Annotated in this window: 27 protein-coding genes and 1 tRNA gene; 19 read left to right on the top strand and 9 right to left on the bottom strand. The window is 66.3% G+C overall.

Annotated features, from left to right (window positions below; translation table 11 throughout):
- From U1E69_RS10795 to fabI, 7 genes are all read right to left on the bottom strand, one after another.
- A partial coding sequence (locus U1E69_RS10795) for an anthranilate synthase component I family protein (protein ID WP_322244380.1) occupies positions 1 to 1,159 on the bottom strand: 1,159 nt, incomplete at its 3' end.
- Positions 1,159 to 3,030, bottom strand: coding sequence for a peptidyl-prolyl cis-trans isomerase (locus U1E69_RS10790; RefSeq protein WP_322244379.1), 1,872 nt, complete (start codon positions 3,028 to 3,030; stop codon positions 1,159 to 1,161). The genes U1E69_RS10790 and U1E69_RS10795, both read right to left, overlap by 1 nt.
- Positions 3,031 to 3,131: 101 nt before the next feature.
- A complete protein-coding gene (locus U1E69_RS10785) occupies positions 3,132 to 4,310 on the bottom strand; it encodes an aminotransferase (protein WP_322244378.1) in 1,179 nt (392 codons plus the stop codon).
- A 22-nt stretch (positions 4,311 to 4,332) separates the two neighbouring features.
- Positions 4,333 to 4,824 carry a DUF2127 domain-containing protein gene (locus tag U1E69_RS10780; protein ID WP_322244377.1) on the bottom strand — a complete coding sequence of 164 codons (492 nt, stop codon included), beginning with the start codon at positions 4,822 to 4,824 and terminating at the stop codon, positions 4,333 to 4,335.
- Positions 4,825 to 4,832: 8 nt separating this feature from the next.
- Complete coding sequence (gpt, locus tag U1E69_RS10775) at positions 4,833 to 5,357, bottom strand: xanthine phosphoribosyltransferase (protein ID WP_322244376.1); 525 nt, start codon at positions 5,355 to 5,357, stop codon at positions 4,833 to 4,835.
- 14 nt (positions 5,358 to 5,371) lie between these two features.
- Positions 5,372 to 5,986 carry a LysE family translocator gene (locus U1E69_RS10770; protein ID WP_322244375.1) on the bottom strand — a complete coding sequence of 205 codons (615 nt, stop codon included), beginning with the start codon at positions 5,984 to 5,986 and terminating at the stop codon, positions 5,372 to 5,374.
- A 27-nt stretch (positions 5,987 to 6,013) separates the two neighbouring features.
- Positions 6,014 to 6,844, bottom strand: coding sequence for an enoyl-ACP reductase FabI (gene fabI / locus U1E69_RS10765; RefSeq protein ID WP_322244374.1), 831 nt, complete (start codon positions 6,842 to 6,844; stop codon positions 6,014 to 6,016).
- 97 nt (positions 6,845 to 6,941) lie between these two features.
- Here fabI and pdxH point away from each other — a divergent pair, with 97 nt between their 5' ends.
- From pdxH to lexA, 16 genes are all read left to right on the top strand, one after another.
- Entirely contained in the window at positions 6,942 to 7,559 is a 618-nt protein-coding gene (pdxH, locus tag U1E69_RS10760) for a pyridoxamine 5'-phosphate oxidase (protein WP_322244373.1), read from the top strand.
- A gap of 117 nt (positions 7,560 to 7,676) precedes the next feature.
- Positions 7,677 to 8,210 (top strand): cold shock domain-containing protein, encoded by a 534-nt coding sequence (locus tag U1E69_RS10755; protein WP_322244372.1) that lies wholly within the window; start codon positions 7,677 to 7,679, stop codon positions 8,208 to 8,210.
- Entirely contained in the window at positions 8,207 to 8,680 is a 474-nt protein-coding gene (locus U1E69_RS10750; protein ID WP_322244371.1) for a DUF192 domain-containing protein, read from the top strand. The genes U1E69_RS10755 and U1E69_RS10750 overlap by 4 nt, the downstream gene beginning before the upstream one ends.
- A 186-nt stretch (positions 8,681 to 8,866) precedes the next feature.
- Positions 8,867 to 8,943, top strand: a tRNA-Pro gene (locus tag U1E69_RS10745).
- A gap of 137 nt (positions 8,944 to 9,080) precedes the next feature.
- Positions 9,081 to 10,484: a protein adenylyltransferase SelO gene (locus U1E69_RS10740; RefSeq protein WP_322244370.1), complete on the top strand. Its 1,404-nt coding sequence runs from the start codon at positions 9,081 to 9,083 to the stop codon at positions 10,482 to 10,484.
- Between the two features lie 120 nt (positions 10,485 to 10,604).
- Positions 10,605 to 11,156 carry a helix-turn-helix domain-containing protein gene (locus U1E69_RS10735; protein WP_322244369.1) on the top strand — a complete coding sequence of 184 codons (552 nt, stop codon included), beginning with the start codon at positions 10,605 to 10,607 and terminating at the stop codon, positions 11,154 to 11,156.
- 85 nt (positions 11,157 to 11,241) lie between these two features.
- The gene (locus U1E69_RS10730) at positions 11,242 to 12,435 is read left to right on the top strand and encodes a glycine C-acetyltransferase (protein WP_322244368.1); all 1,194 of its coding nucleotides are present in this window, start codon (positions 11,242 to 11,244) and stop codon (positions 12,433 to 12,435) included.
- On the top strand, positions 12,432 to 13,043 hold the full coding sequence (locus tag U1E69_RS10725) for a class I SAM-dependent methyltransferase (RefSeq protein ID WP_322244367.1): 612 nt from the start codon (positions 12,432 to 12,434) through the stop codon (positions 13,041 to 13,043). Before U1E69_RS10730 ends, U1E69_RS10725 begins: the two co-directional genes overlap by 4 nt.
- A 1-nt stretch (position 13,044) precedes the next feature.
- Complete coding sequence (gene tdh / locus U1E69_RS10720) at positions 13,045 to 14,070, top strand: L-threonine 3-dehydrogenase (RefSeq protein WP_322244366.1); 1,026 nt, start codon at positions 13,045 to 13,047, stop codon at positions 14,068 to 14,070.
- A gap of 238 nt (positions 14,071 to 14,308) precedes the next feature.
- The gene (locus U1E69_RS10715; RefSeq protein ID WP_322244365.1) at positions 14,309 to 14,698 is read left to right on the top strand and encodes a phosphomannose isomerase type II C-terminal cupin domain; all 390 of its coding nucleotides are present in this window, start codon (positions 14,309 to 14,311) and stop codon (positions 14,696 to 14,698) included.
- Between the two features lie 222 nt (positions 14,699 to 14,920).
- Positions 14,921 to 15,508 carry an aminodeoxychorismate/anthranilate synthase component II gene (locus tag U1E69_RS10710; protein ID WP_322244364.1) on the top strand — a complete coding sequence of 196 codons (588 nt, stop codon included), beginning with the start codon at positions 14,921 to 14,923 and terminating at the stop codon, positions 15,506 to 15,508.
- Positions 15,505 to 16,518 carry an anthranilate phosphoribosyltransferase gene (gene trpD / locus U1E69_RS10705; protein WP_322244363.1) on the top strand — a complete coding sequence of 338 codons (1,014 nt, stop codon included), beginning with the start codon at positions 15,505 to 15,507 and terminating at the stop codon, positions 16,516 to 16,518. The genes U1E69_RS10710 and trpD overlap by 4 nt, the downstream gene beginning before the upstream one ends.
- Positions 16,519 to 16,527: 9 nt before the next feature.
- Positions 16,528 to 17,340 (top strand): indole-3-glycerol phosphate synthase TrpC, encoded by an 813-nt coding sequence (trpC, locus tag U1E69_RS10700; RefSeq protein ID WP_322244362.1) that lies wholly within the window; start codon positions 16,528 to 16,530, stop codon positions 17,338 to 17,340.
- Entirely contained in the window at positions 17,337 to 17,816 is a 480-nt protein-coding gene (gene moaC / locus U1E69_RS10695; protein WP_322244361.1) for a cyclic pyranopterin monophosphate synthase MoaC, read from the top strand. Before trpC ends, moaC begins: the two co-directional genes overlap by 4 nt.
- Before the next feature lie 26 nt (positions 17,817 to 17,842).
- Positions 17,843 to 19,012 carry a gephyrin-like molybdotransferase Glp gene (glp, locus tag U1E69_RS10690; RefSeq protein WP_322244381.1) on the top strand — a complete coding sequence of 390 codons (1,170 nt, stop codon included), beginning with the start codon at positions 17,843 to 17,845 and terminating at the stop codon, positions 19,010 to 19,012.
- A 79-nt stretch (positions 19,013 to 19,091) separates the two neighbouring features.
- Positions 19,092 to 19,778 (top strand): transcriptional repressor LexA, encoded by a 687-nt coding sequence (lexA, locus tag U1E69_RS10685; protein WP_322244360.1) that lies wholly within the window; start codon positions 19,092 to 19,094, stop codon positions 19,776 to 19,778.
- On the opposite strand, the gene U1E69_RS10680 is transcribed toward lexA, so the two are convergent.
- Positions 19,772 to 21,826, bottom strand: coding sequence for a ComEC/Rec2 family competence protein (locus tag U1E69_RS10680; RefSeq protein WP_416200274.1), 2,055 nt, complete (start codon positions 21,824 to 21,826; stop codon positions 19,772 to 19,774). The two genes, lexA and U1E69_RS10680, sit on opposite strands and share 7 nt — an antisense overlap.
- 134 nt (positions 21,827 to 21,960) lie before the next feature.
- Here U1E69_RS10680 and gltX point away from each other — a divergent pair, with 134 nt between their 5' ends.
- From gltX to U1E69_RS10665, 3 genes are all read left to right on the top strand, one after another.
- Positions 21,961 to 23,361 (top strand): glutamate--tRNA ligase, encoded by a 1,401-nt coding sequence (gene gltX / locus U1E69_RS10675; protein WP_322244358.1) that lies wholly within the window; start codon positions 21,961 to 21,963, stop codon positions 23,359 to 23,361.
- 94 nt (positions 23,362 to 23,455) lie between these two features.
- Complete coding sequence (locus tag U1E69_RS10670) at positions 23,456 to 24,745, top strand: citrate synthase (RefSeq protein ID WP_322244357.1); 1,290 nt, start codon at positions 23,456 to 23,458, stop codon at positions 24,743 to 24,745.
- 146 nt (positions 24,746 to 24,891) lie between these two features.
- On the top strand, positions 24,892 to 25,521 hold the full coding sequence (locus tag U1E69_RS10665) for an alternative oxidase (protein WP_322244356.1): 630 nt from the start codon (positions 24,892 to 24,894) through the stop codon (positions 25,519 to 25,521).
- 69 nt (positions 25,522 to 25,590) lie between these two features.
- Here U1E69_RS10665 and aguB read toward each other — a convergent pair whose 3' ends face one another.
- Complete coding sequence (gene aguB, locus U1E69_RS10660) at positions 25,591 to 26,463, bottom strand: N-carbamoylputrescine amidase (RefSeq protein ID WP_322244355.1); 873 nt, start codon at positions 26,461 to 26,463, stop codon at positions 25,591 to 25,593.
- Positions 26,464 to 26,466: the final 3 nt, after the last annotated feature.

Genomic DNA, 26,466 nt, shown 5'->3' with positions numbered 1-26,466 from the left:
TCTCGCCCACCACGTTCGACACGATGTGCATGACGTGGCTGTAGCGTTCGATGATGAAGGTTTCCGTGGGGCGCACCGTCCCCACCTTCGTCACCCGACCGACGTCGTTGCGGCCCAGGTCCAGCAGCATCAGATGCTCGGCCCGTTCCTTCGGGTCGGCAAGAAGGTCCAGCTCCAGCGCCTTGTCTTCCTCGGGCGTGGCCCCGCGTTTGCGCGTCCCAGCGATGGGGCGGACGGTGACCTCGCCGTCGCGAAGGCGCACCAGAATTTCAGGGCTGGCACCGACGACCTGAAAGCCGCCGAAGTTGAAGAAGAACATGAAGGGCGAGGGGTTGGTCCGCCGCAAGCTGCGATAAAGGGCAAAGGGCGGCAGTTCGAACCGCTGCGACCAGCGCTGCGAGGGCACCACCTGGAAGATGTCACCCGCGCGGATATAGTCCTTGGCCTTCTCGACCGCGGTCTTGTAGCCGTCGTGCGTAAAGTTCGACGTGGCCTCGCCGACCGGCGCCGTCTCACCCAGGTCACGCGCGGCAGAGGGCGCGCGGTCCAGATCCCTCAGCGCGTCCATCACCCGTTCTGCGGCCTGCGCATAGGCCGCCCGTGCCGACAAGCCGCCCGCAACCCAGGCCGGGGCCACCACTGTCACCTCGCCCTTGACCCCGTCCAGCACCGCGATGACCGAAGGGCGGATCAGTTCGGCATCGGGCAGGCCCAGGGGGTCGGGGTTCACGTCCGGCAAGTGTTCCACAAGACGGATCATGTCATAGCCGAGATAGCCGAACAGCCCCGCCGACACGGCAGGCAGCCCTTCGGGCATCTCGATCCGGCATTCGGCCAGCAGGTCGCGCAGGGTCTGCAAGGGGTGGCCGGGAAGGTCGGTGAACGACTGCCGGTCAAAGCGCGCTTCGCGGTTGATCCGGCTTTTGTCGCCGTGGCACTGCCAGACAAGGTCGGGCTTCATGCCGACGATGGAATAGCGGCCCCGGATCTCGCCCCCGGTGACCGATTCCAGCATGAAGGTATCGGCGCGGGCGTCGCCCAGCTTCAGCATCAGGCTGACCGGAGTATCCAGGTCCGCCGCCAGCCGCGCCCAGACGATCTGGTTCTTCCCAGCAGTCCAACCTGCCTCGAACTCGGCAAAACCGGGGGAAAGCTGCATCAGGGCAGGCTCGCGTGGACGGCGTTGATCGCGGCCTGGTCCAGCGAGATGCCGGCCTCGGCGGTCAGCGCGTTGGTGAAGGCGGCAAAGGCGTCCTGGGCGATGGCCTGGCGGGCCTGGGCGGCAAGGGCGGCGCGCATCCCTTCGGCATCTTCACCCTCGGTGGCGGCGGGCAGGATGCGGTCAAGCTTGACCACGGCGATGAAGCCGTCCGCCTCGATCACCCGGGCTTCGCCCTCGGTCATCTTGAAGACGTCCTCAAGCAGCGTCTCGGGCGTGTCGGCGACAAAGCCCGAGCGGTCCGTCTCGGGCGTCACGTCGACGATCCCGAAGCTGCCGATGGCAGCCCCGCCGTCCAGCGCGGCCTTGATCTCGGCCCCGCGGGCGGTCAGCGCCTTGGCAACGGCGTCGCGGCGCCAATCCTCGGTCACCTGGTCTTTCGCTTCGTCGAAGGGGATCGGAGCGGCGGCGACGATCTCGTCCAGCCGCAGGGCGACGACCCCGCCGTCCTCCAGCACGATGGCTTCGGGGAAATCCCCCTCTTGCACCGCATCGGCAGCGGCGCGGAAAGCCGGATAACCTTCGATGCTGTCCTGCCCCTGCTGGCCCGGCACATGGTCCAGCGTGGCCAAGGCAAGTCCCATCTCCTTGGCAAGGTCCTCCAGCGTCGCTCCCCCGGCAAGAAGGTCGTCGATCGCCTCGACCTGATCGGCGATCAGGCGACGGGCCGCGTCGGTCTGGATCTCGATCGCCAGCGTTTCGCGTGCTTCGTCAAAGGTGGTCTCTTCGGCCGCCAGGACCGAGACGACGCGGTAAAGCGCAGGTCCAAGGTCGCTGTCCAGCGGCCCGGCCACCTGACCCTCGGCCGTGGCGAAGATCGGCTCGCCCGCGGCCCCGAGTTCGTCCAGCGAGACATCGCCCATGTCGATGGCGTCCAGCGTCAGCCCGCGCTCGGCCACCAGGTCCTCGAACGTGGTTCCGGCGTCGAACTTGGCCTTCGCGGCCTCGGCTGCGGCCTGGTCGGGATAGACCAGCCGTTCCAGGATGCGGCGTTCGGGGATGACGAATTCGGCGATCCGGTCCTGGTACATCTTCTGCAGCATGGCATCGTCAACCGGCTGGTCCTTGGCGATGGCCTCGGGCAGGAGGGCAGCATAGGTGACGCGCTTGGCCTCGGGCCGGGTGAAGCGGTCAAGGTTGGCGTCGTAATGCGCCTGCAGCTCGGCCTCTGTCGGTTCGGCCGGCGGAGCGGTCAGGTCCCCTTCGGTCAGACGCAGCATGGAAAAGCCCCGCCGTTCCCCCACCCAGGCATAAAGCGTATCGGTCAGCGCAGCCGGGGCCGCAAAGCCACCCGCCACCGCGCCCTGCAACAGCTCGCGGCTGATGTCGCGGCGCAGGTTCGTCTCGAACTCGGTTTCCGACAGGTTGTTGCGCTCCAGCGCGAAGCGGTAGGTCTCGCGCTCGAAGCTGCCCGAGACGCCCTTGAAGGCGTCCATCCCCATGATTTCGGTCGCGACCACATCGTCTCCGACCGAGACCCCGACGCGCTGCGCCTCGTTGTCCAGCGCCGCGCGCGTCAGCACGTCCTGCAGCACCTGCTTGTCGATCCCGAAGGCCAGCGCCTCCTGCATCGACAGCTGCTGGCCGAACTGCTGGCCGAAAGCCGCGACCTGGGTCTGCAGCGCGCGGGCATAATCGTCGGTGGTGATGTCGATGTCGCCGACGCTGCCGACCTTGGTCACCCCGCCCGAGAAGCTGGTGACGCCGAAGCCGCCAAGGCCCAGGATCAGCATCCCCAGCATTGTCCAGACGGCCACCTCTTTCACCGTGCTGCGCGGGCGCTTGCCGTCTTCGGTCGGGGTCTTCGCCATGAGTTCGGGCCCTCTGATTGGTTATGGATCAGGTGCATAGTGGGAAGCCCGCAGGGGGGCAAGATCAAGATCGCCCGCCCCTCCTACCGGTCACGCGCCTGTCAGGGCCGAAAGGCCTGCAAGCGGCGGATCACTTCGGCGATGCCGGCGCTGTCCACGTTGGCAAAGGCGATGCGGATCTGGCGCTTGCCGGCTTCGGACCCGTCGGGCTGGAACATCGTCCCCGGCAGCATCAGGAGAGAGGCTTCCGTCACCAGCCGCTTGCACAGGGCGTCGCTGGCCATGTCGAACGGGTGCTCGACATAGGCGAAATAGGCGCCGCAGCCCAGCAGCTTCCACCCCGGCAGGGTCTTGAACCCTTCGGCCATCGCGCGGCGGCGGGCGAGGATCTCGTCGCGTTCCCCCGCAAGCCATTGGCCCAGGTTCCGCATCCCCCACAAGGCGCCGATCTGGCCCAGCTGGCTGGGGCAGATCGCGACGGTATCCAGGAACTTCTCCACCTCGGCCAGCCGCGCGGCCCCGGCGACCACAGCACCCACCCGGTGCCCGGTCAGCCGGTAAGCCTTGGAGAAGCTGTAAAGCTGGATCAGCGTGTCGGCCCAGTCGGGGTCCTGGAACAGGTCATGCGGAGCCCCCGTGCGGCTGTCGAAATCGCGGTAGGTCTCGTCCACGATCAGCGCCAACCCCTTCTCGCGGCACAGGTCGCGGAAGGCCGCCAGCGTTTCCGCCGGATACTCCACGCCACCGGGGTTGTTCGGACTGACAAGGACGATGGCGCGGGTCCGGTCGGTGACAAGCTTCGCCGCCGCCTCGGCCGAGGGGACAAGCGTCGGGCCAGCATCCAGCGGCACGGTCTTCACCGACGACATGTCCAGCCACATCTTGTGATTGAAGTACCAGGGTGTCGGCAGGATCACCTCGTCCCCCGGTCCCGCCAGCGTTGCCATCACCGTGCAGAAGGCCTGGTTGCAGCCTTGGGTGATCGCGACCTGTGCGGGGGCAATTCTGCCCCCGTAGATCGCCGACCATTGCGTCGCGATCTCTTCGCGCAAGGCCGGAAGGCCCAGCACCGGGCCGTACAGATGCGCATTCGGGTCGTTCAGCGCCGCCTCGGCCAGCGCCTGCCGCAAGCCCAGGGGCGGGCTTTCCACCGGGGCGGCCTGGCTGATGTTGATCAGCGGGCGGTCGGCCGGAAAGGTCACCCCCTCGATCCAGCGCCGCGCCTCCATCACCGGGGGCGGCTCAGTGGCGGCAAAAGCGGGGTTCAGGGGCAAGGTCATCGCAAGGCTCCTTCCGGACATCTCAGGCGGCGGGGGCGACCCGCCCGCATAGCGCTTTCCATTCCTGCCAGACGAGGCCGATCATCACCAGATCGAATACTGCCAGCAACAGCAGGATCGGCGTTCCGGCATGGACGAACTCGTAAAGTTGGTAGGCCACGAACCCCGCCAGCACGACCATCGCGGCCGGATAGGCCCAAACCACCTTGCGCCACAGCAACAGCACCAGCGTCAGCTTCAGCCCACCATGCGCCAGCAGGTAAAGCGCATAAAAGTGCTGCGTTGGGACCGGGAACTGCTGGACGGCGCGCAGGGTCCAGCTTGCAAGCGTGTCGTCGGGATGTTCGGCAATCTGGAAATGCGTGACCCAGAAGACAAACCGCGCAACAAGCGGGTTCGGGGTCACGATCAGGCCCAGCCCCGCAAGCGCTTCAAGCGAGGTCAGAAGACCCTTGATCGCCAGACTTGCCTCGAACAGCCAGTGCAGCAGCCGGTCGCGGCTGTGGCGGAGCATTTCAGGGCTCAGTCCGCCCCCCGCATGGGCTGGACGTATTGCAGCGCCATGTCCCAGGGGAAGAAGATCCAGGTGTCCTGGCTGACGGATGTGATGTAGGTGTCGGCCTGCTTTTCGCCCTCGGGCTTGGCATAGACGCAGGCGAAATGCGCCTTCGGATAAAGGCCACGGATCAGTTCCAGCGTCTTGCCGCTGTCCACCAGGTCATCGACGATCAGGACACCGGTCCCGTCGCCCATGATGTCGGCCTGCGGGGCCTTGATCACCATCGCCTCGCGCCGCTGGTCGGCCTTGCCGCCGCCCGAGTGGTAGGACTTCACGGAAATGCTGTCGACCACCCGTATGTCCAGCTCGCGGCTGACGATCATCGCCGGGACCAGGCCGCCGCGGGTGATGCCGACGACGGCCTTCCAGGTCCCGCCCTCGCCCGGCCCCTTGCCGTCCAGCCGCCAGGCCAGCGCGCGCGCGTCGCGGTGGATCTGGTCCCAGCTGACGTGAAACCCCTTTTCATGCGGCAGGCGGTCGGCGGACATGGCAAGCCCCTCCTTCAGGTGGCGACGATCTTGATGCCCAAAAGGGCCAGTGCGGCCCCGAAGCAGCGGTCGATCACGGTTTTCAGGCTGATATAGGTCGCCCGCGTCCGCTCCATCGAGAAGATGCGGGCGACAAGACTGTTCCAGGCGGTCTCCATCACCAGGATCATGAGGATCAGGCTGGCAAGCACCCAGGTCGGCGTGCCGGGGGTTATGGTGCCAAGGAAGATCGAGGAATACATGACCACGGCCTTCGGGTTCGACAGGTTGGTCCACAGACCCAGCCGATAGGCCGCAAAGGGCGAGCGCGGCACGGGGCGCGCGTCATCGGCGATGAAAGGCGTTTTCGCATCCCGCCACAGGTGCCAGGCCAGCCACATCAGATACCCGGCCCCGCCGATCTTCAGCGCCCACAGGAGCGAGGGCGCGGCATCAAAGATCAGGTGCAGCCCGAACATCGCCGCCAAGGCCCAGAAGACCGCGCCAGATGCGATGCCCAGCGCCAGCATGACACCAGTGCGGAAGCCTTCGCTCAGCCCGGTGCGGGCCGACATCAGGACCGCCGGGCCGGGCGAGACCACGGCAAACAGCACCAGACCCGCGAAGGCCAGGAAGGCCGCAACGCTCATGCCCCAACTCTCATTCCACGCCGCGGCTCATTGGCCGCTCTCTTTCTTGCCGGTGACGATGTCGATGTCGGGCGCGTCGATCGCCTTCATGCCCACGACATGGTAGCCCGCGTCGACATGCAGGTTCTCGCCCGTCGTTCCGGACCCAAGGTCTGACAGCAGGTACAGTGCGGCCTTGCCGACCTCTTCCTGCGTCACGTTGCGACGAAGCGGAGAGTTCAGTTCATTCCAGCGCATGATGTAGCGGAAATCGCCGATACCGCTGGCGGCCAGCGTCTTGATCGGCCCTGCGCTGATCGCGTTGACGCGGATGCCGTCCTTGCCCAGATCCTCGGCCAGATACTTGACCGACGCCTCAAGCCCCGCTTTCGCCACGCCCATCACGTTGTAATGCGGCATGACCTTCTCGGCCCCGAAATAGGTCAGGGTCAGCAGGCTGCCCCCCGGCCCCATCATCGCCGCCGCCCGCTGGCAGACCGCGGTAAAGCTGTAGACAGAGATATCCATCGCCAGCGCAAACCCCGCGCGCGAGGTGTCGACGTAGCGGCCGCGCAGCTCGTTCTTGTCGGCAAACCCGATGGCATGGACCAGAAAGTCGATCTGCCCCCATTCGGCCTTCAGCCCGGTGAAGAGCGCATCAATGCTGTCGTCACTGGCAACGTCGCATTCAAAGAGCATCGGCTTGCCCAGGGATTCCGCCAAAGGCTCGACCCGCTTCTTCAGCGCCTCGCCCTGATAGCTGAACGCAAGTTCTGCCCCTTGGGCCGCCAAAGCCTGGGCGATCCCCCAGGCGATGGACTTGTCGTTCGCAAGCCCCATGATCAGGCCGCGCTTGCCCTGCATCAGTCCGGTTGACATTCCTGACCCCTAGCCCATTTTTCGTTGGATATGACGTGTAGGCGAAGCGGGGCCGCCCTTCAAGGCAGGTCCTTACCGCCAGGGAAGGAGTTCTCTCATGGATCGATCAGGCATTTTCGCGGGCAGCGACCCCTTCGTGCTGGCCCAGTCCTGGCTGACCGAGGCCGAAGGGACCGAGCCGAACGACCCCAACGCAATCGCCTTGGCCACCGTGGACGACCAGGGCCTGCCCAATGTCCGCATGGTCCTGCTCAAGGAGATCGAGACCGAAGGCGAAGGCGGCGGGGCCTTCGTCTTCTACACCAACTACACCTCGAAGAAGGGCCAGGAGATCGAGGCCGCCGGCAAGGCCGCCTTCGTGCTGCACTGGAAATCCCTGCGCCGCCAGATCCGCGTCCGCGGGACCGTCACGCGTGAGGATGGCCCCAAGGCCGACGAATACTACACAAGCCGCAGCCTGAAGTCCCGCATCGGCGCCTGGGCCAGCCAGCAGTCGCAACCCCTGTCGTCGCGTGAGGCGCTGATGGCCGAGGCGGCTAAGCAGGCGCTTACAAAGGGCCCGAATCCGCCCCGCCCGCCGTTCTGGGGCGGTTTCCGGATTCGCCCGGTCGAGATCGAATTCTGGGCCGACGGCGCGTTCCGGTTGCATGACCGCTTTCGCTGGTATCGTGCGGGGGTTTCCGACGACTGGATTGTTACAAGATTGAATCCCTGAGGTTTCCGGCACTTGTCGGATTTTATGCAACGAACCGGCACATTTGCCCTTGATCCCCGGTTAACTTTCGCCCCATCTGTGCCCCTTAGGGCTCATTCTGGGGAGAAGGCTCTGTAAATGTCGGAAGAAGATGAGGTCATGCAGATCGTGCATGGTCGCGTTAAGTGGTTTGATCCTTCCAAGGGTTTCGGTTTCATCGTTTCAGACCAGACGGATGCAGATATACTCCTGCACGCCAACGTTCTTCGGAACTTCGGGCAGGGGTCAGTGGCAGATGGTGCGGGTATAGAGGTCCGTGTTCAAAGGACACAGCGCGGCGTGCAAGCCGTTGAAGTGGTTCGCATCGATCCGCCGGAAGGCGTCGTTGTGCCCTTCGGCGAGGATGCGGCCCAGATGGTCAGCGAGGATATCCTTGCTCTGGCCCTGGAACCTGCACGCGTGAAGTGGTTCGACAAGGGCAAGGGCTTCGGCTTTGCCAATGTCTTCGGCAAGCCCGAGGACGTGTTCATCCATGCCGAGGTGCTGCGCGTCTCGGGCTTTGCCGACCTTGCGGCTGGCGAGGCCGTGGCGTTGCGCATCATCGAAGGCAAGCGCGGCCGGATGGCCATCCAGGTCGTGTCCTGGGAAGCCGCCGCGCGTGAGCATACATGACGGTGCTCCGCGCGCTTGCCCTTGCCGCACTTCTGCCGGGCGCTGCCTGGGCTGAAGCCGCCTGTTCCTTGGACCGGCTGGATCTGCGCTGGGAGGGCGGCCGCGAAAGCTTTGCAGTCGAGGTGGCCGATGATGGCGAGGAGCGGGCGCAAGGCCTGATGTTCCGGACCGAGCTGCCCCCCGCGTCGGGCATGCTTTTCGTCTATGCGGCCCCGCGACGGGTCAGTTTCTGGATGAAGAACACACTGATTCCGCTGGACATGGTCTTTGCCGACCCGACCGGAACCGTCACCCGCGTCCATGCGGGTGCGGTCCCCGGCGATCTGACGCCCATCGACGGCGGCGAGGGCGTGCAGTTCGTGCTGGAAATCAATGCGGGCCTTGCCGCCAAGCTGGGAATAGTGCCTGGCACCGTCATGCGCCACCCCGCGATCCCGGCTGAAACCGCCGCCTGGGCCTGCGGCGGATAACCGGCGTCCGCATCGCGCAAGACGTGCGCGCCACTCTCACCTCCTGCCTGACATGTCGCCCAAGCCCACCCGTGACATCTGCCGGCGCGTCGTGGATGTATGACCGCTGCTTTGGCCAAACTCCCTGAAGCCCGACCGCACGCGAAGGCTTTTCAATCCCCGCGTTCCCCTGTAAGTGACCCGCGTCGGGGCGTAGCGCAGCCTGGTAGCGCGACGGTTTTGGGTACCGTAGGTCGAGAGTTCGAATCCCTCCGCCCCGACCACTTTTCACCCCGCCAGCCAACCAAATTTCTTAAGCAAGAAATTTGTCAAAATCCTTTCGTAAGGATTTTGGTCAGGCTCCCGTGCCTTGCCCTTCGCCAGCCCGGACGCCATATCCAAAGGTGAAAGGGGCCCCTTCATGACCATCGCCTTCGACCACAGCTATGCCCGTGATCTGCCCGGCACCTACCTGCGCGCCACCCCCGACGTGGCCCCTGCCCCCAGGCTTCTGGCATTGAACCGGCCCCTGACCGATGCGCTTGGCCTGACCCTGACCGATGCCGAGGCGGCCGACTGGTTCTCGGGCGCCCGGCTGCCACCGGGGGCGGACCCCATCGCCCAGGCCTATGCCGGCCACCAGTTCGGCGGCTTCTCGCCGCAACTTGGCGACGGGCGCGCGCATCTGCTGGGCGAGATCTTGACCCCGTCCGGGCGGTTCGATCTGCAACTCAAGGGCTCGGGCCGCACGCCCTTTTCGCGTGGAGGCGACGGCAAGGCCGCCATCGGCCCGATGCTGCGCGAATACCTGATCTCCGAGGCGATGCACGCCCTTGGCATCCCCACCACCCGCGCCCTTGCCGTCGTCGCGACCGGCGAGGAGATCTGGCGCGAGACGAAGTTGCCCGGCGCGGTCCTGGCCCGCGTCGCCGCAAGCCACCTGCGCGTGGGCACGTTCCAGTTCTTTGCCGCCCGGGGCGATCAGGCCAACGTCAAGGCCGTGGCCGATTATGCCATCGCCCGGCACTACCCCGACCTTGCGCAGGCCGATGCGCCCTACCTGGACTTCCTTGACGCCGTCATCGCCGCCCAAGTCCGGCTGGTGGCGCAGTGGATGGGCGTGGGCTTCATCCACGGCGTCATGAATACCGACAACATGGCGATCAGCGGCGAGACCATCGACTACGGCCCCTGCGCCTTCATGGAAGGCTACGCCCCCGGCACGGTCTTCTCCTCGATCGACCACCAGGGCCGCTATGCCTATGCCAACCAGCCGCTGATCCTGGGCTGGAACCTGGCCCGCCTGGCCGAGACGCTGGTCCCGCTGCTGGATGCCAACCCGGAAAAAGCCGTCGAGATCGCCAATGACCGCCTGTCCGGGATCGCGGGACGCTACCGCGCCGAATGGCTGGCCGTGATGCGACGCAAGCTTGGCCTTGTGGGCGACGACAAGGACGACGCGCCCCTCGCCGACGATCTGATGACCGCGATGGAGGGGGCCGACTGGACGCTCACCTTCCGCCGCCTCACCGACGAAGCAGCGCTGCGCCCGCTTTTCAGCGACTTTTCGAAGATGGAAGCCTGGCTTCCCCGCTGGCGCGCCCGCGCCGGCGAGGGCGCGGCCCAGCGCGTCTCGCAAGCCAACCCCGCCGTGATCCCGCGCAACCACCAGGTCGAGGCCGCCCTGACCGCCGCCACCAACGGCGACATGGCCCCTTTCCATGCCCTTCTGTCCGCGATCCAAAAGCCCTTCACCGAGGCCGAGCCCTACATGCTCCCCGCCCCCACCGGCTTTGGCCAATACGTCACCTTCTGCGGCACCTGACCGGACTGCTCTTCGTTCGACTTCGTCTCCTCATCGCCAAAGCCAGCGAGGAGTGACGAAGTCATCGACGAGCGTCCCCCGAAGATTGACGCCCCCCCTGTTCCCCGCCACCATGCCCACATGGCCGACCGCTCCGACATCCACGACCGCCTCGCCGCCTCCCTCCGCGCCGCCCGCAAGGCGCGCGGCCTTTCCCTCGACGCCGCCGCCAAGCTCTCCGGCGTCTCCCGCTCGATGGTCAGCCAGATCGAACGCGGGGAATCCTCGCCCACCGTCGCCACCCTGTGGGCGTTGACCCAGGCGCTGCAGCTGGACTTCGCCGGTCTGCTGGAAGGCCGCCCCCTCCCCGGCATCGAGGTCACCCGCGCTGCCGCCGCCCCGGTGATCCAGCGCGGCGGCGTCAGGATTCGCATCCTGTCCGCCCCCGAAAGCGTCGGTCGGCACGAGGTCTACGAACTGGCCTTCGCCCAAGGTGCCAGACTGACCTCCGAACCCCATTCCCCCGGCTGCCGCGAGCACCTCACTGTCCTTGAAGGCCACCTCACCGTCACCTCCGGCGACGCCACCGACCACCTCGCCCAAGGCGATGTCGCCCGCTACCCCGCGGACCGCAGCCACGAAATCTCGGCCCAGGACACCGCCCGCGCCATCCTGATCGTCCAGGACAGCTGACTTCCACTTTAACGGAGCCACCTCCGCCAAGTTGACACTGCGCCAACCGTCTGCCACCATCCGCCAAAACGGAAAGGACTCTGCCATGACGGAAATGACTGCTTTCCTGGACCACATCGCCGCTACTCTTCGGGACATCGAGGCGGACGGCCTGATGAAGCGCGAACGCCTGATCACCGGCGCTCAGGGAGCCCACGTCCAGATGGCCGGGCGGCAGATGCTGAACCTTTGCGCCAACAATTACCTTGGCCTCGCAGACGACCCCCGCCTGATTGCCGCCGCCAAGCAGGCGATGGACGACCACGGCTTCGGCATGGCCTCGGTCCGCTTCATCTGCGGCACGCAGGACCTGCACCGTCGCCTGGAAACCCGCCTCGCCCGCTACCTTGGCCACGACGACACGATCCTCTTCGCCGCCTGCTTCGACGCCAATGGCGGCCTGTTCGAACCCCTCCTCGGCCCCGAAGACGCTGTCATCTCGGACGCCCTGAACCACGCCTCCATCATCGACGGCATCCGCCTGTGCAAAGCGAAACGCTACCGCTACGCCAATTCGGACATGACCGACCTTGAAGCCCAACTGCAGGCCGCAAAGGCCGACGGAGCCCGCTTCATCCTGATCGCAACCGACGGCGTCTTCTCGATGGACGGCTACTACGCCAACCTCCCCGCAATCCGCGCCCTTGCCGACACCTACGACGCAATGATCATGGTCGACGACTGCCACGCCACCGGCTTCACCGGCCCCAAAGGCGCAGGCACCCCCGCCCGCGCGGGCGTCACCGTCGACATCCTCACCGGCACCCTTGGCAAGGCCCTGGGTGGCGCGCTGGGAGGCTACATCGCCGGCCCGCAACCGGTCATCGACCTCCTGCGTCAACGCGCCCGGCCCTACCTCTTTTCCAACGCCCTCCCCCCCGCCGTCGTCGGGGCAGCCCTCGCCGCCCTCGACATCGTCGAGACCGCCGACGACCTCCGCCACAAGCTTACCGACAACGCGCAATACTGGCGCGCGGGCCTCACCCGGGCAGGCTTCACCCTCCTTGCCGGAGACCACCCGATCATCCCCGTCATGCTCGGCGACGCCAAACTCGCCCAAGCCATGGCCGCCAACCTCAACCAGCGCGGAGTCCATGTCGCCCCCTTCTTCTTCCCCGTCGTCCCCAAAGGCCAGGCCCGCATCCGCACCCAGATGAACGCGGCCCTCACCCGCACGGACCTCGACTTCGCGCTCGACGCCTTCACCCAGGCCGGCAAAGCCACCGGAGTCCTTGCGTGACCAATGACCCCGCCCTTGCGATCTACGCCGCGAATGCCGGGGCGATGGCCCGACGCTATGACAGCGTGACGACCGACAGCCTTCTGTCCGGGCTGGCCGACCTTATCCCGGCCCCCCCGGCAGCGGTGCTGGACATCGGCGCGGGCAGCGGACGCGACACCGCCTGGTTCCAGTCTCGCGGTCACCGCGTCACCGCCGCCGAACCAGTCGCCGCCTTCCGCCAGATGATTGCCCTTCGCGTCCCCGCCGCCACAGTGATGGCCAGCGCCCTGCCCGACCTTGTGGGGCTTTCCGGCCACCATGACCTGATCCTGGTCAACGCCGTCTGGCATCACCTTGCCCCCAGGGCCCGCGACCAGGCGCTGGCCCGGCTGACCAACCTCCTCGCGCCCGGGGGCCGGGTCTTCCTGGCCCTGCGTCGCGGCCCGGTGCCGCCCGGCGCGCCCCTGCACGACCTTGACCCGCAAACCGAGATCGCCCGCGTCGCCACCGCAGGGCTGACGCTTCTCCGCCGCCACGACGCCCCCGCCCACGACGCAGACACCGCCGCTGCCGGGATCAGCTGGACCTGGCTTGCCCTTACGATGGACCGCGACAATGACCAATGAAATGAAGACCCTGGTCAAATCTAGACCCGAACCCGGCCTCTGGATGGAGACCCGCCCGGTCCCCGAAATCGGCCCCGACGATGTCCTGATCAAGATCCACAAGACCGGCATCTGCGGCACCGACATCCACATCTGGAACTGGGACGACTGGGCACAGCGCACCGTCCCCGTCCCCCTCGTCACCGGCCACGAATTCGCAGGGATCATCGTCGACATGGGCCGCAATGTGGAGGGGCTCCAGATCGGCCAGCGCTGCTCGGGCGAAGGCCACCTGATCGGCAAGACCTCGCGGCAAAGCCGCTCCGGCCGCTTCCACCTTGACCCCGAAACGCGGGGCATCGGCGTCAATGAACCCGGCGCCTTTGCGCAATACCTGCGCCTGCCTGCCTTCAACGTCGTCCCCCTGCCCGACGCCATCGACGACGAGATTGGCGCCATCCTCGACCCCCTCGGCAACGCCGTCCACACTGCCCTTTCCTTCGACCTCATTGGCGAGGATGTCCTGATCACCGGCGCAGGCCCCATCGGCATCATGGCCGCCGCCGTCGCCCGCCACGTCGGCGCGCGGCATGTGGTGATCACCGACATCAATCAGGCCCGTCTCGACCTTGCAGCGCAAGTCGCCGACGTGGTCCCGGTCAACGTCGCCACCACCGACCTGCGCTCCGTCTACCCCAGCCTCAAGATGTCTCAGGGCTTCGACGTCGGGATGGAGATGTCCGGCTCCCAAGCAGCCCTCGACCAGATGGTCGAACACATGGTCATGGGCGGTCGCATCGCCATGCTCGGCATCCCGCCGGGAAAATCCCCGGTCGACTGGAGCCGCATCGTCTTCAAGGCCATCACCATCAAGGGCGTCTCCGGCCGCGAGATCTTCGAGACCTGGTACAAGATGATCGCCATGCTGGAAAACGGCCTCGACATCCGTCGCGTCATCACCCACCGCTTCAAGGTCGACGACTTCCAGCAGGGCTTCGCCGCCATGCGCTCCGGCCTCTCCGGCAAAGTGGTGCTCGACTGGACGTAACGTCCGCCCCCCCTTTCACCTGGCTCCAAATATCCCCGCCGGAGGCCCTTTGCCCGAGCCTTTCGCGCGTCCTTCACGCGCGAAAGGCGAGACAAGGGGTCTTCGCGCCTGCCAAGGCGCTCAATCTGAAAACCGCCCCCATCCGCAAACACCCCGGCCTGCAACCGCCCCGGAAATGCCTCGAAATGGCCCGACGGCGTTAACCCCCTGCTAACCATTTCCCGATGACTCTCACAGCATGACAGAAGAGGACGGGATCATGGACGGATCGCACCACGCAGGCTTTGCCGAAGCACCGATGATGTTCGTATCGGCCAGGCCCGTCTCGGCCCCTGCGCCGCTTCTGGCCGAAGGCAGCCGGTTCCGCGTCCGCTCACTGCGTCTTTCGCCGGGCGAGGCGACATCACTGCAATCCCACCTCCACCGTTCCGAACACTGGGTCGTCGTCGAGGGCACCGCCGAAGTCACCCTGGGGACCCGCGCGCGTCTGGTCGGCGAAGGCGAAGCCATCCACATCCCCCTTGGCCAGCCACACCGGCTGGAAAACCCCGGCCGCCTGCCCGTCACCCTGATCGCGGTGGAAACCGGCTGCTATCTCGGCGCAGACGACGTGGTCCACCACGACTGACGCCTCCTCGTGTCCCTTCGGGCGCTCGTCGGTCCCACGCGAGGAGCGACCGAAGGAAGCGAGGAGCCGCCGCAAGGTAAAGCTCGGGTCAATGCTCGCGCCCAACCCCTTGATTTCCCAAGACCCGAAACCCTGCTCATGCGCGGGCAGCCCCAGCCCAACCCCGGTTTACACCGCCCGCCGCATCGGCGATAACCAGCCGGAACCACTTCGGGGTCCGCCATGCTCCTCCTGATCGACAACTACGACAGCTTCACCTACAACCTCGTCCACTACCTGGGCGAGCTTGGCGCGGATGTCGTCGTCAAGCGGAACGACGCCCTGCAGGTCCAGGACGTCATCGCGATGGCGCCGGAGGTGATCGTCCTCTCCCCCGGCCCCTGTGACCCCGCCGCCGCCGGGATCTGCCTGCCCCTGACCAAAGCCGCCGCGACCGCCGGCATCCCCCTCCTTGGAGTCTGCCTCGGCCACCAGACCATCGGTGAGGCCTTCGGCGGCAAGGTCGTGCGCTGCCACGAGATCGTCCACGGCAAGATGGGCACCATGCACCACGCCGGAAAAGGCGTCTTCCGCGGCCTGCCCTCGCCCTTCCAGGCGACGCGCTACCACTCCCTCGTCGTCGACCGCGCGACCCTTCCCGCCGACCTTGAAATCACCGCCTGGCTGGAAGACGGCACGATCATGGGCCTTCGCCACAAGCACCACCTGATCGAAGGCGTACAGTTCCACCCGGAATCCATCGCCTCCGAACACGGCCACCAGCTCCTGCGGAACTTCCTTGACGAAGCCCGCGCCAAGGTCCCGGCATGAGCGAGGTCCTCAAGCCGCTGATCGGCATCGCCGCCAACCGCCCCCTCACGCGCGCCGAGGCCGAAGCCGCCTTCAACGCGCTCTTCGAAGGCGACGGCACACCGGCCCAGATGGGCGGCTTCCTGATGGCGCTCCGCACGCGCGGCGAGACGGTCGACGAATACGCCGCCGCCGCCAGCGTGATGCGGTCCAAATGCAACCCCGTCAAAGCCCCGCCGGGCGCGATGGACATCGTCGGCACCGGGGGTGACGGCAAGGGCACGCTCAACATCTCCACCGCCACCGCCTTCGTCGTGGCGGGCGCGGGCGTCACGGTCGCGAAACACGGCAACCGGAACCTGTCGTCCAAATCCGGCGCCGCCGACGCGCTGACCGAGATGGGCCTGAACGTGATGATCGGCCCCGAGATCGTGGAACGCTGCCTGACCGAGGCCGGGATCGGCTTCATGATGGCCCCGATGCACCACCCCGCGATCCGCCACGTCATGCCGGTCCGTGCCGAACTCGGCACGCGCACGATCTTCAACATCCTCGGCCCCCTGACCAACCCCGCCGGGGTGAAACGCCAGCTGACCGGAGCTTTCTCCGACGCCCTGATCCGACCGATGGCAGAAACGCTCCTCACCCTCGGCTCCGAAAAAGCCTGGCTCGTCCACGGCTCGGACGGCACGGATGAGATCACCATCTGCGGCCCCACCTCGGTTTCGGCCGTGGAAAACGGCGGGGTGCGTGACTTCACCGTCCACCCCGAAGACGCAGGCCTTTCCCCCCACCCGTTCGAGGCGATCCTGGGCGGCACACCGGCCGAAAATGCCCAGGCGTTCCGCGCCCTCCTGGACGGCGCACCGGGGGCCTACCGCGACGCGGTCCTTCTGAACGCCGCTGCCGCCCTTGTGGTGGCCGACAAGGCGGGAACCCTGCGCGACGGCGTGGCGTTGGCCCGGGAGTCGATCGATTCCGGTGCGGCCAGGTCAAAGGTCGACGCGCTCCGCCGCCTGACGAACGCCTGAAGGACCCCCATGAGCACCATCCTCGACCGCATCAAGGCCTACAAGCTGGAAGAAGTGGCCAAGGCCAAGGCCGCCACGTCGCTGGCCGATCTGGAAGCCGCTGCCAAAGCCGCCAGCCCGCCCCGCGGGTTTGCCCGCGCCCTGCGCGAGGCGACGCTGACCGGATACGGCCTGATTGCCGAAATCAAGAAGGCCAGCCCCTCCAAGGGCCTGATCCGCCCGGATTTCGACCCGCCCGCGCTGGCAAAGGCCTACGAGGCCGGGGGCGCCACCTGCCTGTCGGTCCTGACGGACGGTCCCAGCTTCCAGGGGGCCGACGAGTACCTTGTGGCCGCCCACAACGCGGTCGCCTTGCCCTGCCTGCGCAAGGATTTCCTCTATGACCCCTGGCAGGTCACCCAGTCCCGCGCGCTGAATGCCGACTGCATCCTGATCATCATGGCCTCGCTGGACGACAGCCAGGCCGCCGAACTGGAAGACGCGGCGACCGACCTTGGCATGGACGTCCTGATCGAGGTCCATGACGAGGCCGAACTTGACCGCGCCGCGCTGCTGAAATCCCCGCTGATCGGGATCAACAACCGCAACCTTCACACCTTCGAGGTCACACTGGAGACCACGCGCAGGCTGGCCCGCCGGGTGCCCGCCGACCGGACCATCGTCGCCGAAAGCGGGCTTTACACCGCCGATGATCTGGCCGACCTGGCGCAATACGGGGCGCGCTGCTTCCTGATCGGCGAAAGCCTGATGCGGCAGGACGACGTCACCGCCGCGACCCGGGCGATCCTGTCCAAGCCCTTGACTGCGCAGGGTGGGCTGTGACCTCGGGGCTTTCGCACTTCGACGACCAGGGCCAGGCTCATATGGTCGATGTCTCGGGCAAGCCGGTGACCGACCGGGTCGCAGTTGCCGTGGGTGCCGTGCGGATGAGTGCCGAGACGCTGGCCCTGATCACCGAAGGTCGGGCGAAGAAGGGCGATGTCCTGTCCGTCGCGCGGCTGGCGGGGATCATGGCGGCCAAGAAGACCTCGGACCTGATCCCTCTCTGCCACCCGCTGCCGATCACCAAGGTCGCTTTGGAACTGACTGCCGATCCCGCTTTGCCCGGCGTGCGGATCGAGGCCACCGTCAAGACCTCGGGCCAGACCGGGGTCGAGATGGAGGCGCTGACTGCCGTCTCGGTCGCGGCGCTGACGGTCTATGACATGGTCAAGGCGGTCGAAAAGGCGATGGTGATCGACGACATCCGCCTGATCCTGAAAGACGGTGGAAAATCGGGACGTTACGAGGCTGAGTGAAGGCGGGCGGAATGAAGGTTGGCGCGATGATCTCGGTGGATGAGGCGCTGAACCGCTGCCTGGCGCAGGTGACCCCGGTGCCAGCCGAAACCGTGCCTCTGCACGAGGCCTCGGGCCGCTGGATGTCCGCACCCGCCGTCGCCCAGCGCGACCAGCCGCCCTTTCCGGCCTCGGCCATGGACGGCTATGCGCTGCAGGGCGATCCCGTGGCGGGTGACAGCTTCACCGTGATCGGCGAGGCGGGCGCGGGCCATGCCTTTTCCGGCCCCGTTGCCCCAGGCCAGGCTGTCCGCATCTTCACCGGCGCCCCGGTGCCCGAAGGGGCGACCCGCGTCGTGATCCAGGAGGACGTGACCCGCGACGGCGACAGGATCACGGTCAACCCCGGTGCGGACGCAGGCCCCCACATCCGACCCAAGGGCCAGGATTTCCGCATCGGCGACAGCCTCTCGCCGCGTCTGCTGCGCCCCAACGACCTTGCCCTTCTGGCCGCGATGAACATCCCGACCGTGCGGGCCACGCGCCGCCCGATCGTCGCCATCGTCGCCACGGGAGACGAGCTGGTGATGCCCGGCGAAGACCCGCGCCCGGATCAGATCATCGCCTCGAACAGCTTTGCCCTGAAGGCGATGGTCGAGGCGGAGGGGGGCCTTGCTCGCCTCCTTCCCATCGCGCGCGACACCGAGGCAGAGCTTGCGACCGTGCTTGGTCTTGCTGCCGAAGCCGACCTGATTGTCACCATCGGCGGGGCCTCTGTCGGGGACCATGATCTGGTCGGCCGCGTCGCGGGGCTGGAGCACAGCTTCTGGAAACTGGCGCTGCGGCCCGGCAAGCCCCTGATGGCGGGGCGGCTGAACGGTGTCCCGCTGCTGGGCCTGCCGGGGAACCCGGTCAGCGCCATCGTCTGCGGGCATCTGTTTCTTCTGCCGATGATCCGCGCCATGCTGGGCCGCCCCGACGCAGCCCCAAAGCCGCGTCAGGCCCGGCTGGCGGTGGACCTGCCCCCGAACGGCCCCCGGGCGCATTACATGCGGGCACGGCTGACCCCCGGGGACGGACTGCCCGCGATTACCCCCTTCGACCGGCAGGATTCCGCACTTCTGTCGATCCTGGGCCAGGCCGACGCCCTCTTGATCCGGCCCGTCGACGCACCCGTCTGTCACGCCGGAGACACGGTTCCCTTCCTGCCGCTTTAGGCGCTTGTGGATATTTCTTGACACAAACAGGGAACACGGGCAGAACATTATGCAAACGCATGATGTGGGAGAGAGCCCTGTGCTGACACGCAAGCAGTTGGAACTTCTGGACTTCATCAAGACGCGGATGGACCGCGACGGGGTGCCGCCCTCCTTCGACGAAATGAAGGATGCGCTGGACCTGCGGTCGAAGTCGGGCATCCACCGGCTGATCACCGCGCTGGAAGAACGCGGCTTCATCCGCCGCCTGGCCCACCGGGCCCGCGCGCTGGAGATCGTCAAGCTGCCGGAAGCGATGGAAAAGCCGGGCTTCAGTCCCAAGGTCATCACCGGTGACAAGGTCGACCCGCCACGTGGGGCGATGCCTGTCTCGACCGTCGACGCGATGGAACTGCCCGTGATGGGCCGCATCGCCGCCGGTGTCCCGATCGAGGCGATTTCCGAAGTGTCGCACCACATCGCGGTGCCGGGGTCGATGCTTTCGGGCAAAGGGCAGCACTATGCCCTTGAAGTCAAAGGCGATTCCATGATTGAAGCCGGGATCAACGACGGCGACATCGTGGTGATCCGCGAACAGACCACCGCCGACAACGGCGATATCGTGGTGGCCCTGGTCGAAGATCACGAGGCGACGCTGAAGCGCTTCCGCCGCCGCGGCAACATGATCGCGCTGGAAGCCGCCAACCCGGCCTATGAGACGCGGGTGTTCCCCGATCACCTGGTCAAGGTGCAGGGCCGCCTGGTCGGGCTGATCCGCAGCTACTGAGCGACCAGCCGCAGGTCCTTGGCCAGAAGCCTGGGAAGATCAATCTTGCGCGCAGGCGGCGACCACAGCCGCCGCGCGCCCTTGGTCGTCTCGATCCTTAGCCCCTCCGTGTCGGCCCAAAGTGCCAGGGGACCGGTTGCCGCAAGCGTGGCCTGGTCGATCAGCGGGCAATCCCTTGGCACGATCATCGGCTCGGCAGCCAGGATCACAAGGGCGGCTTCTGCGCAGACCCGCGCCAGCTTCTCCTCGGCCCCCTTGCCGGTCAGGGACACCACGCGCAGCCCCGCAAGGGTAAACCAGCGCTCACCCTTCGGGCCGTCAAAACCCGGACGCTCGGCAGCCTTGGCCTGTTCCGCAAGATCGCCATCGTTCTGCAACCAGTTCTCGGCGGCGAAGCCACCGCCCTTGGGTGCCGACAGCGCCCGGCCTTCGGGCCCCTCAAGCCCCAGAAGCCGACCATCGCCCGAGACAAGCAGCACCGGCCGCTCGGCCATGAGCCATAGCGTCAGGGCAGCCAGCACCGGAAGCACGCCCACGAGCTGCACCCTGCCCCGCCACAGGATCAGCCAGATCGACCCCAGCGTGAAAAGCGGCAGCGCCCAGGGCCCCGGCGCGGGGATGGCGGTGACCGCCCCCTCCAGCCCGGCAATCCAGTGCGCCACGAACAGGATCCAGCGCGCGCCCTGCTCCATGAACCACAGGGGCAGCCAGGCAAGGCCGATGGGGGCCAGAAGTGCGGCCACCGCCCCCGCCGGCATGATCACCGCCCCCATGACCGGCACGGTCAGCACGTTGGCCAAAAGCCCGTAATCGGTGAACCGGTTGAAATGTGCCGCCGCATAGGGCGCGGTCGACAGGCCCCCGATCAGCGAGGACAGGACCAGGGTAAAGACCGGCATCATCCAGCGCGGGATGCGCTCGCGGTAGATGCTGCCGTCCAGCGCGGCAAAGCCCACGATCAGCGCGATGGTGGCCGCGAAGGACATCTGGAAGCCTGGCTCCAGCAGGCTTTCCGGCTTGATCAGCATCAGGATCATCGCCGCCACCGCAACCGACCGCAACGACAGCGCGCGCCGGTCCAGAAGCACCGCCCCCAGCACGACCGAGATCATGATGAAGGCGCGTTCCGTCGCCACGTTCGCGCCCGACAGCAGGAGATAGAAGAGCGCCACCCCAAGGCTGACCACGGCGGCCACCTTCTTGGTGTTCACCCGCAAGGCAATGAAGGGGATCAGCGCCAGCCCATAGCGGAACAGCGCGAAGACGAAGGCGGTGAGGAACGCCATGTTCATCCCCGAAATCGCCAGAAGATGCGCCAACGAGCTGTCGCGCAAGGCCTGCACCGTGTCCTCGGTGATCGCCGACCGGTCGCCTGTCATCGCGCCCGCCGCAAAGGCACCGGCCTGCCCGTCCATATGGGCCAGCATCCCTTGGGTCAGCCAGGTCCGCAGCCGGTCGATCGGCAGCGCACCGTCTGTGGGTTCCTCCAGCAAAAGGACGGGCGTGCGGGTATATCCGACCGCGCCCAGCTGGTCGAAAAAGGCCATGCGGCGGAAGTCGAAGGCCCCGGGCTCGACCGGTCCTTCCGGGGCCGCAAGGTTCGCCGTCAGGATCACCACCTGGCCGGGCGTGGGCTTCAGCCAGTCCTGTTCGCCCTGCAAGGACACGCGGACCCGAAGCGGAGTACGGTCAGGCGAGACCTCTTGCAGCACCACCTGATCCAGCGTCAGGCGCAGCGCGTCGGATTGCGAGCGGTCAATCTCGACGATCCGGCCCTCGACCGGGCCATAGTAGCGGAAGGTCAGCATCGGCGCGTCCAGCGAATGGGCCCGGATGCCTGCCGCGATCCAACCTGCCGCAAGGGCTGCCACGGCAAGACCAAGGGGCCGCGCCAGGGCGGACCGCCAGCCAAGGCCCAGCCCGCCCGCCAGCAGCAGGGCCGCCAGAGCATAGCTTCCTGCCCCCGGCTCACGCTCCAAGGTGAACCAGATGCCGATGCCGCAGCCGATCAGCACGGCGATCCAGGGGAACAACATCCCCCGCGCCATCTGCAGCGCCTCCAGCGGCGCAAGGATCAGCCTTGAGACCGTATGAACGGGGGCCACCTTGTTTCCAACCCCACGATTGCCTAAACCCACGCCAACCCTACGCCGCTCATGGTTTCCGAAAGGTTAACGCCGTCATGTCTCAGGTCGTCACCCGCTTTGCGCCTTCGCCCACCGGGTATCTGCACATCGGCGGTGGGCGGACGGCCTTGTTCAACTGGCTTTACGCCCGGGGACGCGGCGGCAAGTTCCTGCTGCGGATCGAGGATACCGACCGCGAACGGTCAACCCCCGAAGCGACGGCAGCAATCCTGCGCGGGCTGACCTGGCTGGGCCTTGACTGGGACGGCGAAGTCGTCAGCCAGTTCGAACGCCGTGACCGCCACGCCGAGGTCGCGCGCGAGATGCTGGCGCGAGGAACGGCCTACAAGTGCTTCTCGACCAAGGAAGAAATCGAGGCCTTCCGCGCCGCGCGTGAGGCGGAAGGCGCAAGTTATGCGGTCTTCCAAAGCCCTTGGCGCGACGCTGATCCCGCGACCTATCCGGACGCGCCCTATGCGATCCGCATGAAGGCCCCCCGCACCGGTGAGACGATCATCGACGACCAGGTCCAGGGCCGCGTGGTGATCAAGAACGAGACGCTGGACGACATGATTGTCCTGCGGTCGGACGGCACGCCAGTCTACATGCTGGCCGTCGTCGTGGACGATCACGACATGGGGGTCACCCATGTGATCCGGGGCGACGACCACCTGAACAATGCCGCCCGCCAGCAGATGGTCTATGACGCGATGGGCTGGGCGATCCCTGTCTGGGCGCATATCCCGCTGATCCACGGGCCGGACGGCAAGAAGCTGTCGAAACGCCACGGCGCGACCGGGGTCGAGGAATATCAGGCGATGGGCTACCCGGCGGCGGGGATGCGCAACTACCTCACGCGGCTGGGCTGGGCGCATGGCGATGCCGAGATCTTCACCTCCGCCGAGGCGATGAAGATGTTCGACTTGTCTGGAATCGGTCGCGCCCCCGCGCGGCTGGATTTCAAGAAGCTGGAAAACACCTGCGGTCACCATATGGCGATGGCCGAGGATGCCGCGCTGCTGCATGAATTGCAGGCCTACCTGGCCGCGGCGGGGCGCCCGGCGCTGACCGAACACCAGGCAGGCCTGATGCTGCAGGCTTTGCCCTTCCTGAAGTCCTCGGCCAAGACCTTCCCGGAACTGCTTGATAAAGCGGCGTTCCTGATGGTTTCTCGCCCCGTCGCCCGCGACGCAAAGGCCGAAGAGGCACTGGATACGGTATCCCGTGGTATACTGAAATCGTTGACGCCGCGCCTGCATAATGCTAGTTGGACGAAAGAGGCGCTAGAGCCCATCCTGACCGGCATTGCCGCGGAAAACGGCATCGGGTTCGGCAAGCTTGCAGCTCCCCTGCGCGCGGCCCTTGCTGGCCGAACTGTTACACCTTCGGTTTACGACATGATGCTTATCATCGGTCGTGAGGAAACCGTCGCCAGGCTGTCGGACGCCGCTTCGTGAAGTGCGCCCCCCGGCCTTGAACCCACCCCAGCCGGGGTGCAGGATATCAAATGGCCGCCCCTGCCAGGGACGACCGCCATGACCGGGGAGCACCATGTCCGATACTGTCGCAAAGCTTGAGCTGAACGGGAACACCTACGACCTTCCCGTCCACAAACCCACTCTCGGCCCCGATGTGCTGGACATCCGCAAGCTGTATGGCGAGGCGGACGTCTTCACCTATGACCCGGGCTTCACCTCGACGGCCGCTTGCGAAAGCGCCATCACCTATATCGACGGCGACAAGGGCGAGCTGCTGTATCGCGGCTATCCCATTGAACAGCTTGCGGAAAAATCGACGCACCTTGAGGTTTGCTATCTGCTTTTGTACGGCGAACTGCCGAATGCCGCGCAGCTGGCCGACTTCACCCAGCGCGTGACGAAGCACACGATGGTGCATGAACAGATGCACTACTTCTTCCGCGGTTTCCGCCGCGACGCGCATCCGATGGCAACGATGGTCGGTGTGGTCGGCGCGATGGCCGCTTTCTACCACGACAGTACCGACATCAACGACCCCTGGCAGCGCGAGGTCGCGGCGATCCGCATGATCGCCAAGCTGCCGACCATCGCCGCGATGGCCTACAAGTATTCCGTCGGCCAGCCCTTCGTCTATCCGAAGAACGCGCTCAGCTACTCCGGCAACTTCCTGCACATGTGCTTCGCCGTCCCGGCCGAAGATTACGTCGTCAATCCGATCCTGGAAAAGGCGATGGACCGGATCATGATGCTGCATGCCGACCATGAGCAGAACGCCTCGACCTCGACAGTGCGTCTGGCCGGGTCCTCGGGTGCCAACCCCTTTGCCTGCATCGCCGCCGGTATCGCCTGCCTCTGGGGCCCGGCGCATGGCGGGGCCAACCAGGCCGCGCTGGAACAGCTGCGCGAAATCGGGACGGTCGACCGCATCCCGGAATACATCAAGCTGGCAAAGGACAAGTCCTCGGGCGTCAAGCTGATGGGCTTTGGTCACCGGGTCTACAAGAACTTCGACCCGCGCGCCAAGGTGATGAAGGAATCCGCGGACGAGGTGCTGGGCCTTCTGGGCGTGGACAACAACCCCCTCCTCCAGGTCGCCAAGGAACTGGAGCGGATCGCGCTGGAAGACGAATACTTCGTCTCGAAGAAGCTGTATCCGAACGTCGACTTCTATTCCGGCATCATCCTGGAAGCGATGGGCTTCCCCACCGCCATGTTCACGCCGATCTTCGCGATCAGCCGGACCGTGGGCTGGATCAGCCAGTGGAAAGAGATGATCGCCGACAAGAACCAGAAGATCGGTCGCCCGCGGCAGCTGTACATCGGCCCGTCCCAGCGCGATTACGTCGATTTGCGTCACCGCTAAGGCTCTGACACTACGAAAGAAAGGCCGCCCCTTCGCCGGGCGGCCTTTGTCATTCCGCGCTGCGCTGTCACGCCGCAGGGGGTGCCTGATGAAATCTGTCGGGAAATTGTTATGTTCCGGGTGTTCTTTCACTGCGGAGTATCACCATGAAAGACACGTACCCTGCGGCCGACCTGACGGCCCATCATGCACCGGCCACCTTCGGGGACCGGGTCGCGCTGAAGACGGTGAAGTTCATGCGTCTTTTTGCCGATGCCTTCTTCTCCAAGCGTTACGGCCACCGCGCGGTCGTGCTGGAAACCGTCGCCGCCGTTCCGGGGATGGTGGGCGGTCTGTTGCAGCACCTGAAGGCGCTGCGCCACATCCGCGACGACCAGGGCTGGATCCGGGAGCTTCTTGAAGAAGCCGACAACGAACGGATGCACCTGATGACCTTCATCCACGTTGCGCAACCCTCGCGGTTCGAGCGTGCGGTCATCATGATTGGCCAGGCGATCTTCTATAGCGCCTACTTCTGGCTTTACCTCTTTGCCCCCCGCATCGCGCACCGGATCGTGGGGTATCTGGAGGAAGAGGCCGTGGTGAGCTATACCCAGTACCTTGCGCAGATTGACGCGGGCCTCGTCGACAACGTCCCGGCCCCGCAGATCGCCATCGACTATTGGCACCTGCCGCAGACCGCGCGTCTGCGCGAGGTGGTCATCGCCGTCCGCGCCGACGAGGCCGGCCACCGCGACCGCAATCACGAGATGGCCGATAAGCTGAAGGCGGCCTGACCGCTCATCCCGTCGCTTCGCTCGGATCTTCGCATCCCGCGAGGAGCGACGCGATAGCCAAGCGAGGAGCTACCCCCGCCCGTCCAGCGTGCCGACGGCCCGGTACAACTCGGGCCGCCGGTCGCGGAACAGGCCCCAGCTGGCCCGCAAGGCGGCGATGGCATCGAGGTCGAACTGGTGCACCAGCACAGCCTCGGTGACGCGGTCGGCCTTGGCCACCAGCTGGCCGGTATGGTCGGCAATGAAGCTGGAGCCGTAGAACGTCACCTCGCGGCCATCCGGCGCCACCTCCACCCCGATCCGGTTCGAGGCCACCACCGGCAGCAGATTCGCCGCGGCATGGCCGCGCTGGACCATCTCCCAATGCGACTGGCTGTCGTAGCCTGGGGCAGGCGGCTCGGACCCGATGGCGGTGGGATAAAGCAGCACCTCGGCCCCCTGCAAGGCCATCGACCGGGCGCACTCGGGGAACCACTGGTCCCAGCAGATGCCAACGCCGATCCGCCCGAAGGCCGTGTCCCAGACCTTGAAGCCGGTATCCCCAGGCGAGAAGTAGTATTTCTCCTCATACCCCGGCCCCTGCGGGATGTGGCTTTTGCGGTAAACCCCCAGCACCCGCCCATCCGCATCGAGCATCGCGACCGAGTTGAAGAAGGCTGGCCCCGCGCGTTCAAAGAAGCTGACCGGGATCACCACACCCAATTCCTTCGCCAGCGCCGCAAAGCGCGCAACCAGCGGGTTTCCCACAAGCGACTGCGCCAGATCGAAATAGGTCGGATGCTGCTCGATGCAGAAGTAGGGCGCCGCAAACAGCTCCTGTATCAGCACCACATGCGCGCCCTGCCCCGCCGCCTGGCGCACGAGCGCTTCGGCACGGGTCGCATTGGCGGGCAGGTCCCAGGTGCAGGCGAACTGGGTGGCGGCGACGGTCAGGGGTCTCATGGC

It is taken from the genome of Tabrizicola sp. (assembly GCF_034366665.1).
In the GTDB taxonomy this organism is placed as follows: domain Bacteria; phylum Pseudomonadota; class Alphaproteobacteria; order Rhodobacterales; family Rhodobacteraceae; genus Tabrizicola.
The sequence above is the reverse complement of the archived record's forward strand: the minus strand, read 5'-3'. Positions and strand labels throughout refer to the sequence as shown.

What these genes read in the sequence shown, in the direction of transcription:
- U1E69_RS10710 (WP_322244364.1), top strand. Translation starts at nt 14,921, where the DNA reads ATGCTCCTCCTGATCGACAACTACGACAGCTTCACCTACAACCTCGTC.
- trpD (WP_322244363.1), top strand. Translation starts at nt 15,505, where the DNA reads ATGAGCGAGGTCCTCAAGCCGCTGATCGGCATCGCCGCCAACCGCCCC.
- U1E69_RS10780 (WP_322244377.1), bottom strand. Translation starts at nt 4,824, where the DNA reads ATGCTCCGCCACAGCCGCGACCGGCTGCTGCACTGGCTGTTCGAGGCA.
- U1E69_RS10680 (WP_416200274.1), bottom strand. Translation starts at nt 21,826, where the DNA reads ATGGCGCGGGGGATGTTGTTCCCCTGGATCGCCGTGCTGATCGGCTGC.
- U1E69_RS10730 (WP_322244368.1), top strand. Translation starts at nt 11,242, where the DNA reads ATGACGGAAATGACTGCTTTCCTGGACCACATCGCCGCTACTCTTCGG.
- U1E69_RS10715 (WP_322244365.1), top strand. Translation starts at nt 14,309, where the DNA reads ATGACAGAAGAGGACGGGATCATGGACGGATCGCACCACGCAGGCTTT.
- U1E69_RS10755 (WP_322244372.1), top strand. Translation starts at nt 7,677, where the DNA reads ATGTCGGAAGAAGATGAGGTCATGCAGATCGTGCATGGTCGCGTTAAG.
- trpC (WP_322244362.1), top strand. Translation starts at nt 16,528, where the DNA reads ATGAGCACCATCCTCGACCGCATCAAGGCCTACAAGCTGGAAGAAGTG.
- U1E69_RS10770 (WP_322244375.1), bottom strand. Translation starts at nt 5,986, where the DNA reads ATGAGCGTTGCGGCCTTCCTGGCCTTCGCGGGTCTGGTGCTGTTTGCC.
- fabI (WP_322244374.1), bottom strand. Translation starts at nt 6,844, where the DNA reads ATGTCAACCGGACTGATGCAGGGCAAGCGCGGCCTGATCATGGGGCTT.
- glp (WP_322244381.1), top strand. Translation starts at nt 17,843, where the DNA reads ATGATCTCGGTGGATGAGGCGCTGAACCGCTGCCTGGCGCAGGTGACC.
- U1E69_RS10790 (WP_322244379.1), bottom strand. Translation starts at nt 3,030, where the DNA reads ATGGCGAAGACCCCGACCGAAGACGGCAAGCGCCCGCGCAGCACGGTG.
- U1E69_RS10670 (WP_322244357.1), top strand. Translation starts at nt 23,456, where the DNA reads ATGTCCGATACTGTCGCAAAGCTTGAGCTGAACGGGAACACCTACGAC.
- aguB (WP_322244355.1), bottom strand. Translation starts at nt 26,463, where the DNA reads ATGAGACCCCTGACCGTCGCCGCCACCCAGTTCGCCTGCACCTGGGAC.
- U1E69_RS10665 (WP_322244356.1), top strand. Translation starts at nt 24,892, where the DNA reads ATGAAAGACACGTACCCTGCGGCCGACCTGACGGCCCATCATGCACCG.
- U1E69_RS10750 (WP_322244371.1), top strand. Translation starts at nt 8,207, where the DNA reads ATGACGGTGCTCCGCGCGCTTGCCCTTGCCGCACTTCTGCCGGGCGCT.
- U1E69_RS10735 (WP_322244369.1), top strand. Translation starts at nt 10,605, where the DNA reads ATGGCCGACCGCTCCGACATCCACGACCGCCTCGCCGCCTCCCTCCGC.
- U1E69_RS10740 (WP_322244370.1), top strand. Translation starts at nt 9,081, where the DNA reads ATGACCATCGCCTTCGACCACAGCTATGCCCGTGATCTGCCCGGCACC.
- gpt (WP_322244376.1), bottom strand. Translation starts at nt 5,357, where the DNA reads ATGTCCGCCGACCGCCTGCCGCATGAAAAGGGGTTTCACGTCAGCTGG.
- U1E69_RS10785 (WP_322244378.1), bottom strand. Translation starts at nt 4,310, where the DNA reads ATGACCTTGCCCCTGAACCCCGCTTTTGCCGCCACTGAGCCGCCCCCG.
- pdxH (WP_322244373.1), top strand. Translation starts at nt 6,942, where the DNA reads ATGGATCGATCAGGCATTTTCGCGGGCAGCGACCCCTTCGTGCTGGCC.
- gltX (WP_322244358.1), top strand. Translation starts at nt 21,961, where the DNA reads ATGTCTCAGGTCGTCACCCGCTTTGCGCCTTCGCCCACCGGGTATCTG.
- tdh (WP_322244366.1), top strand. Translation starts at nt 13,045, where the DNA reads ATGAAGACCCTGGTCAAATCTAGACCCGAACCCGGCCTCTGGATGGAG.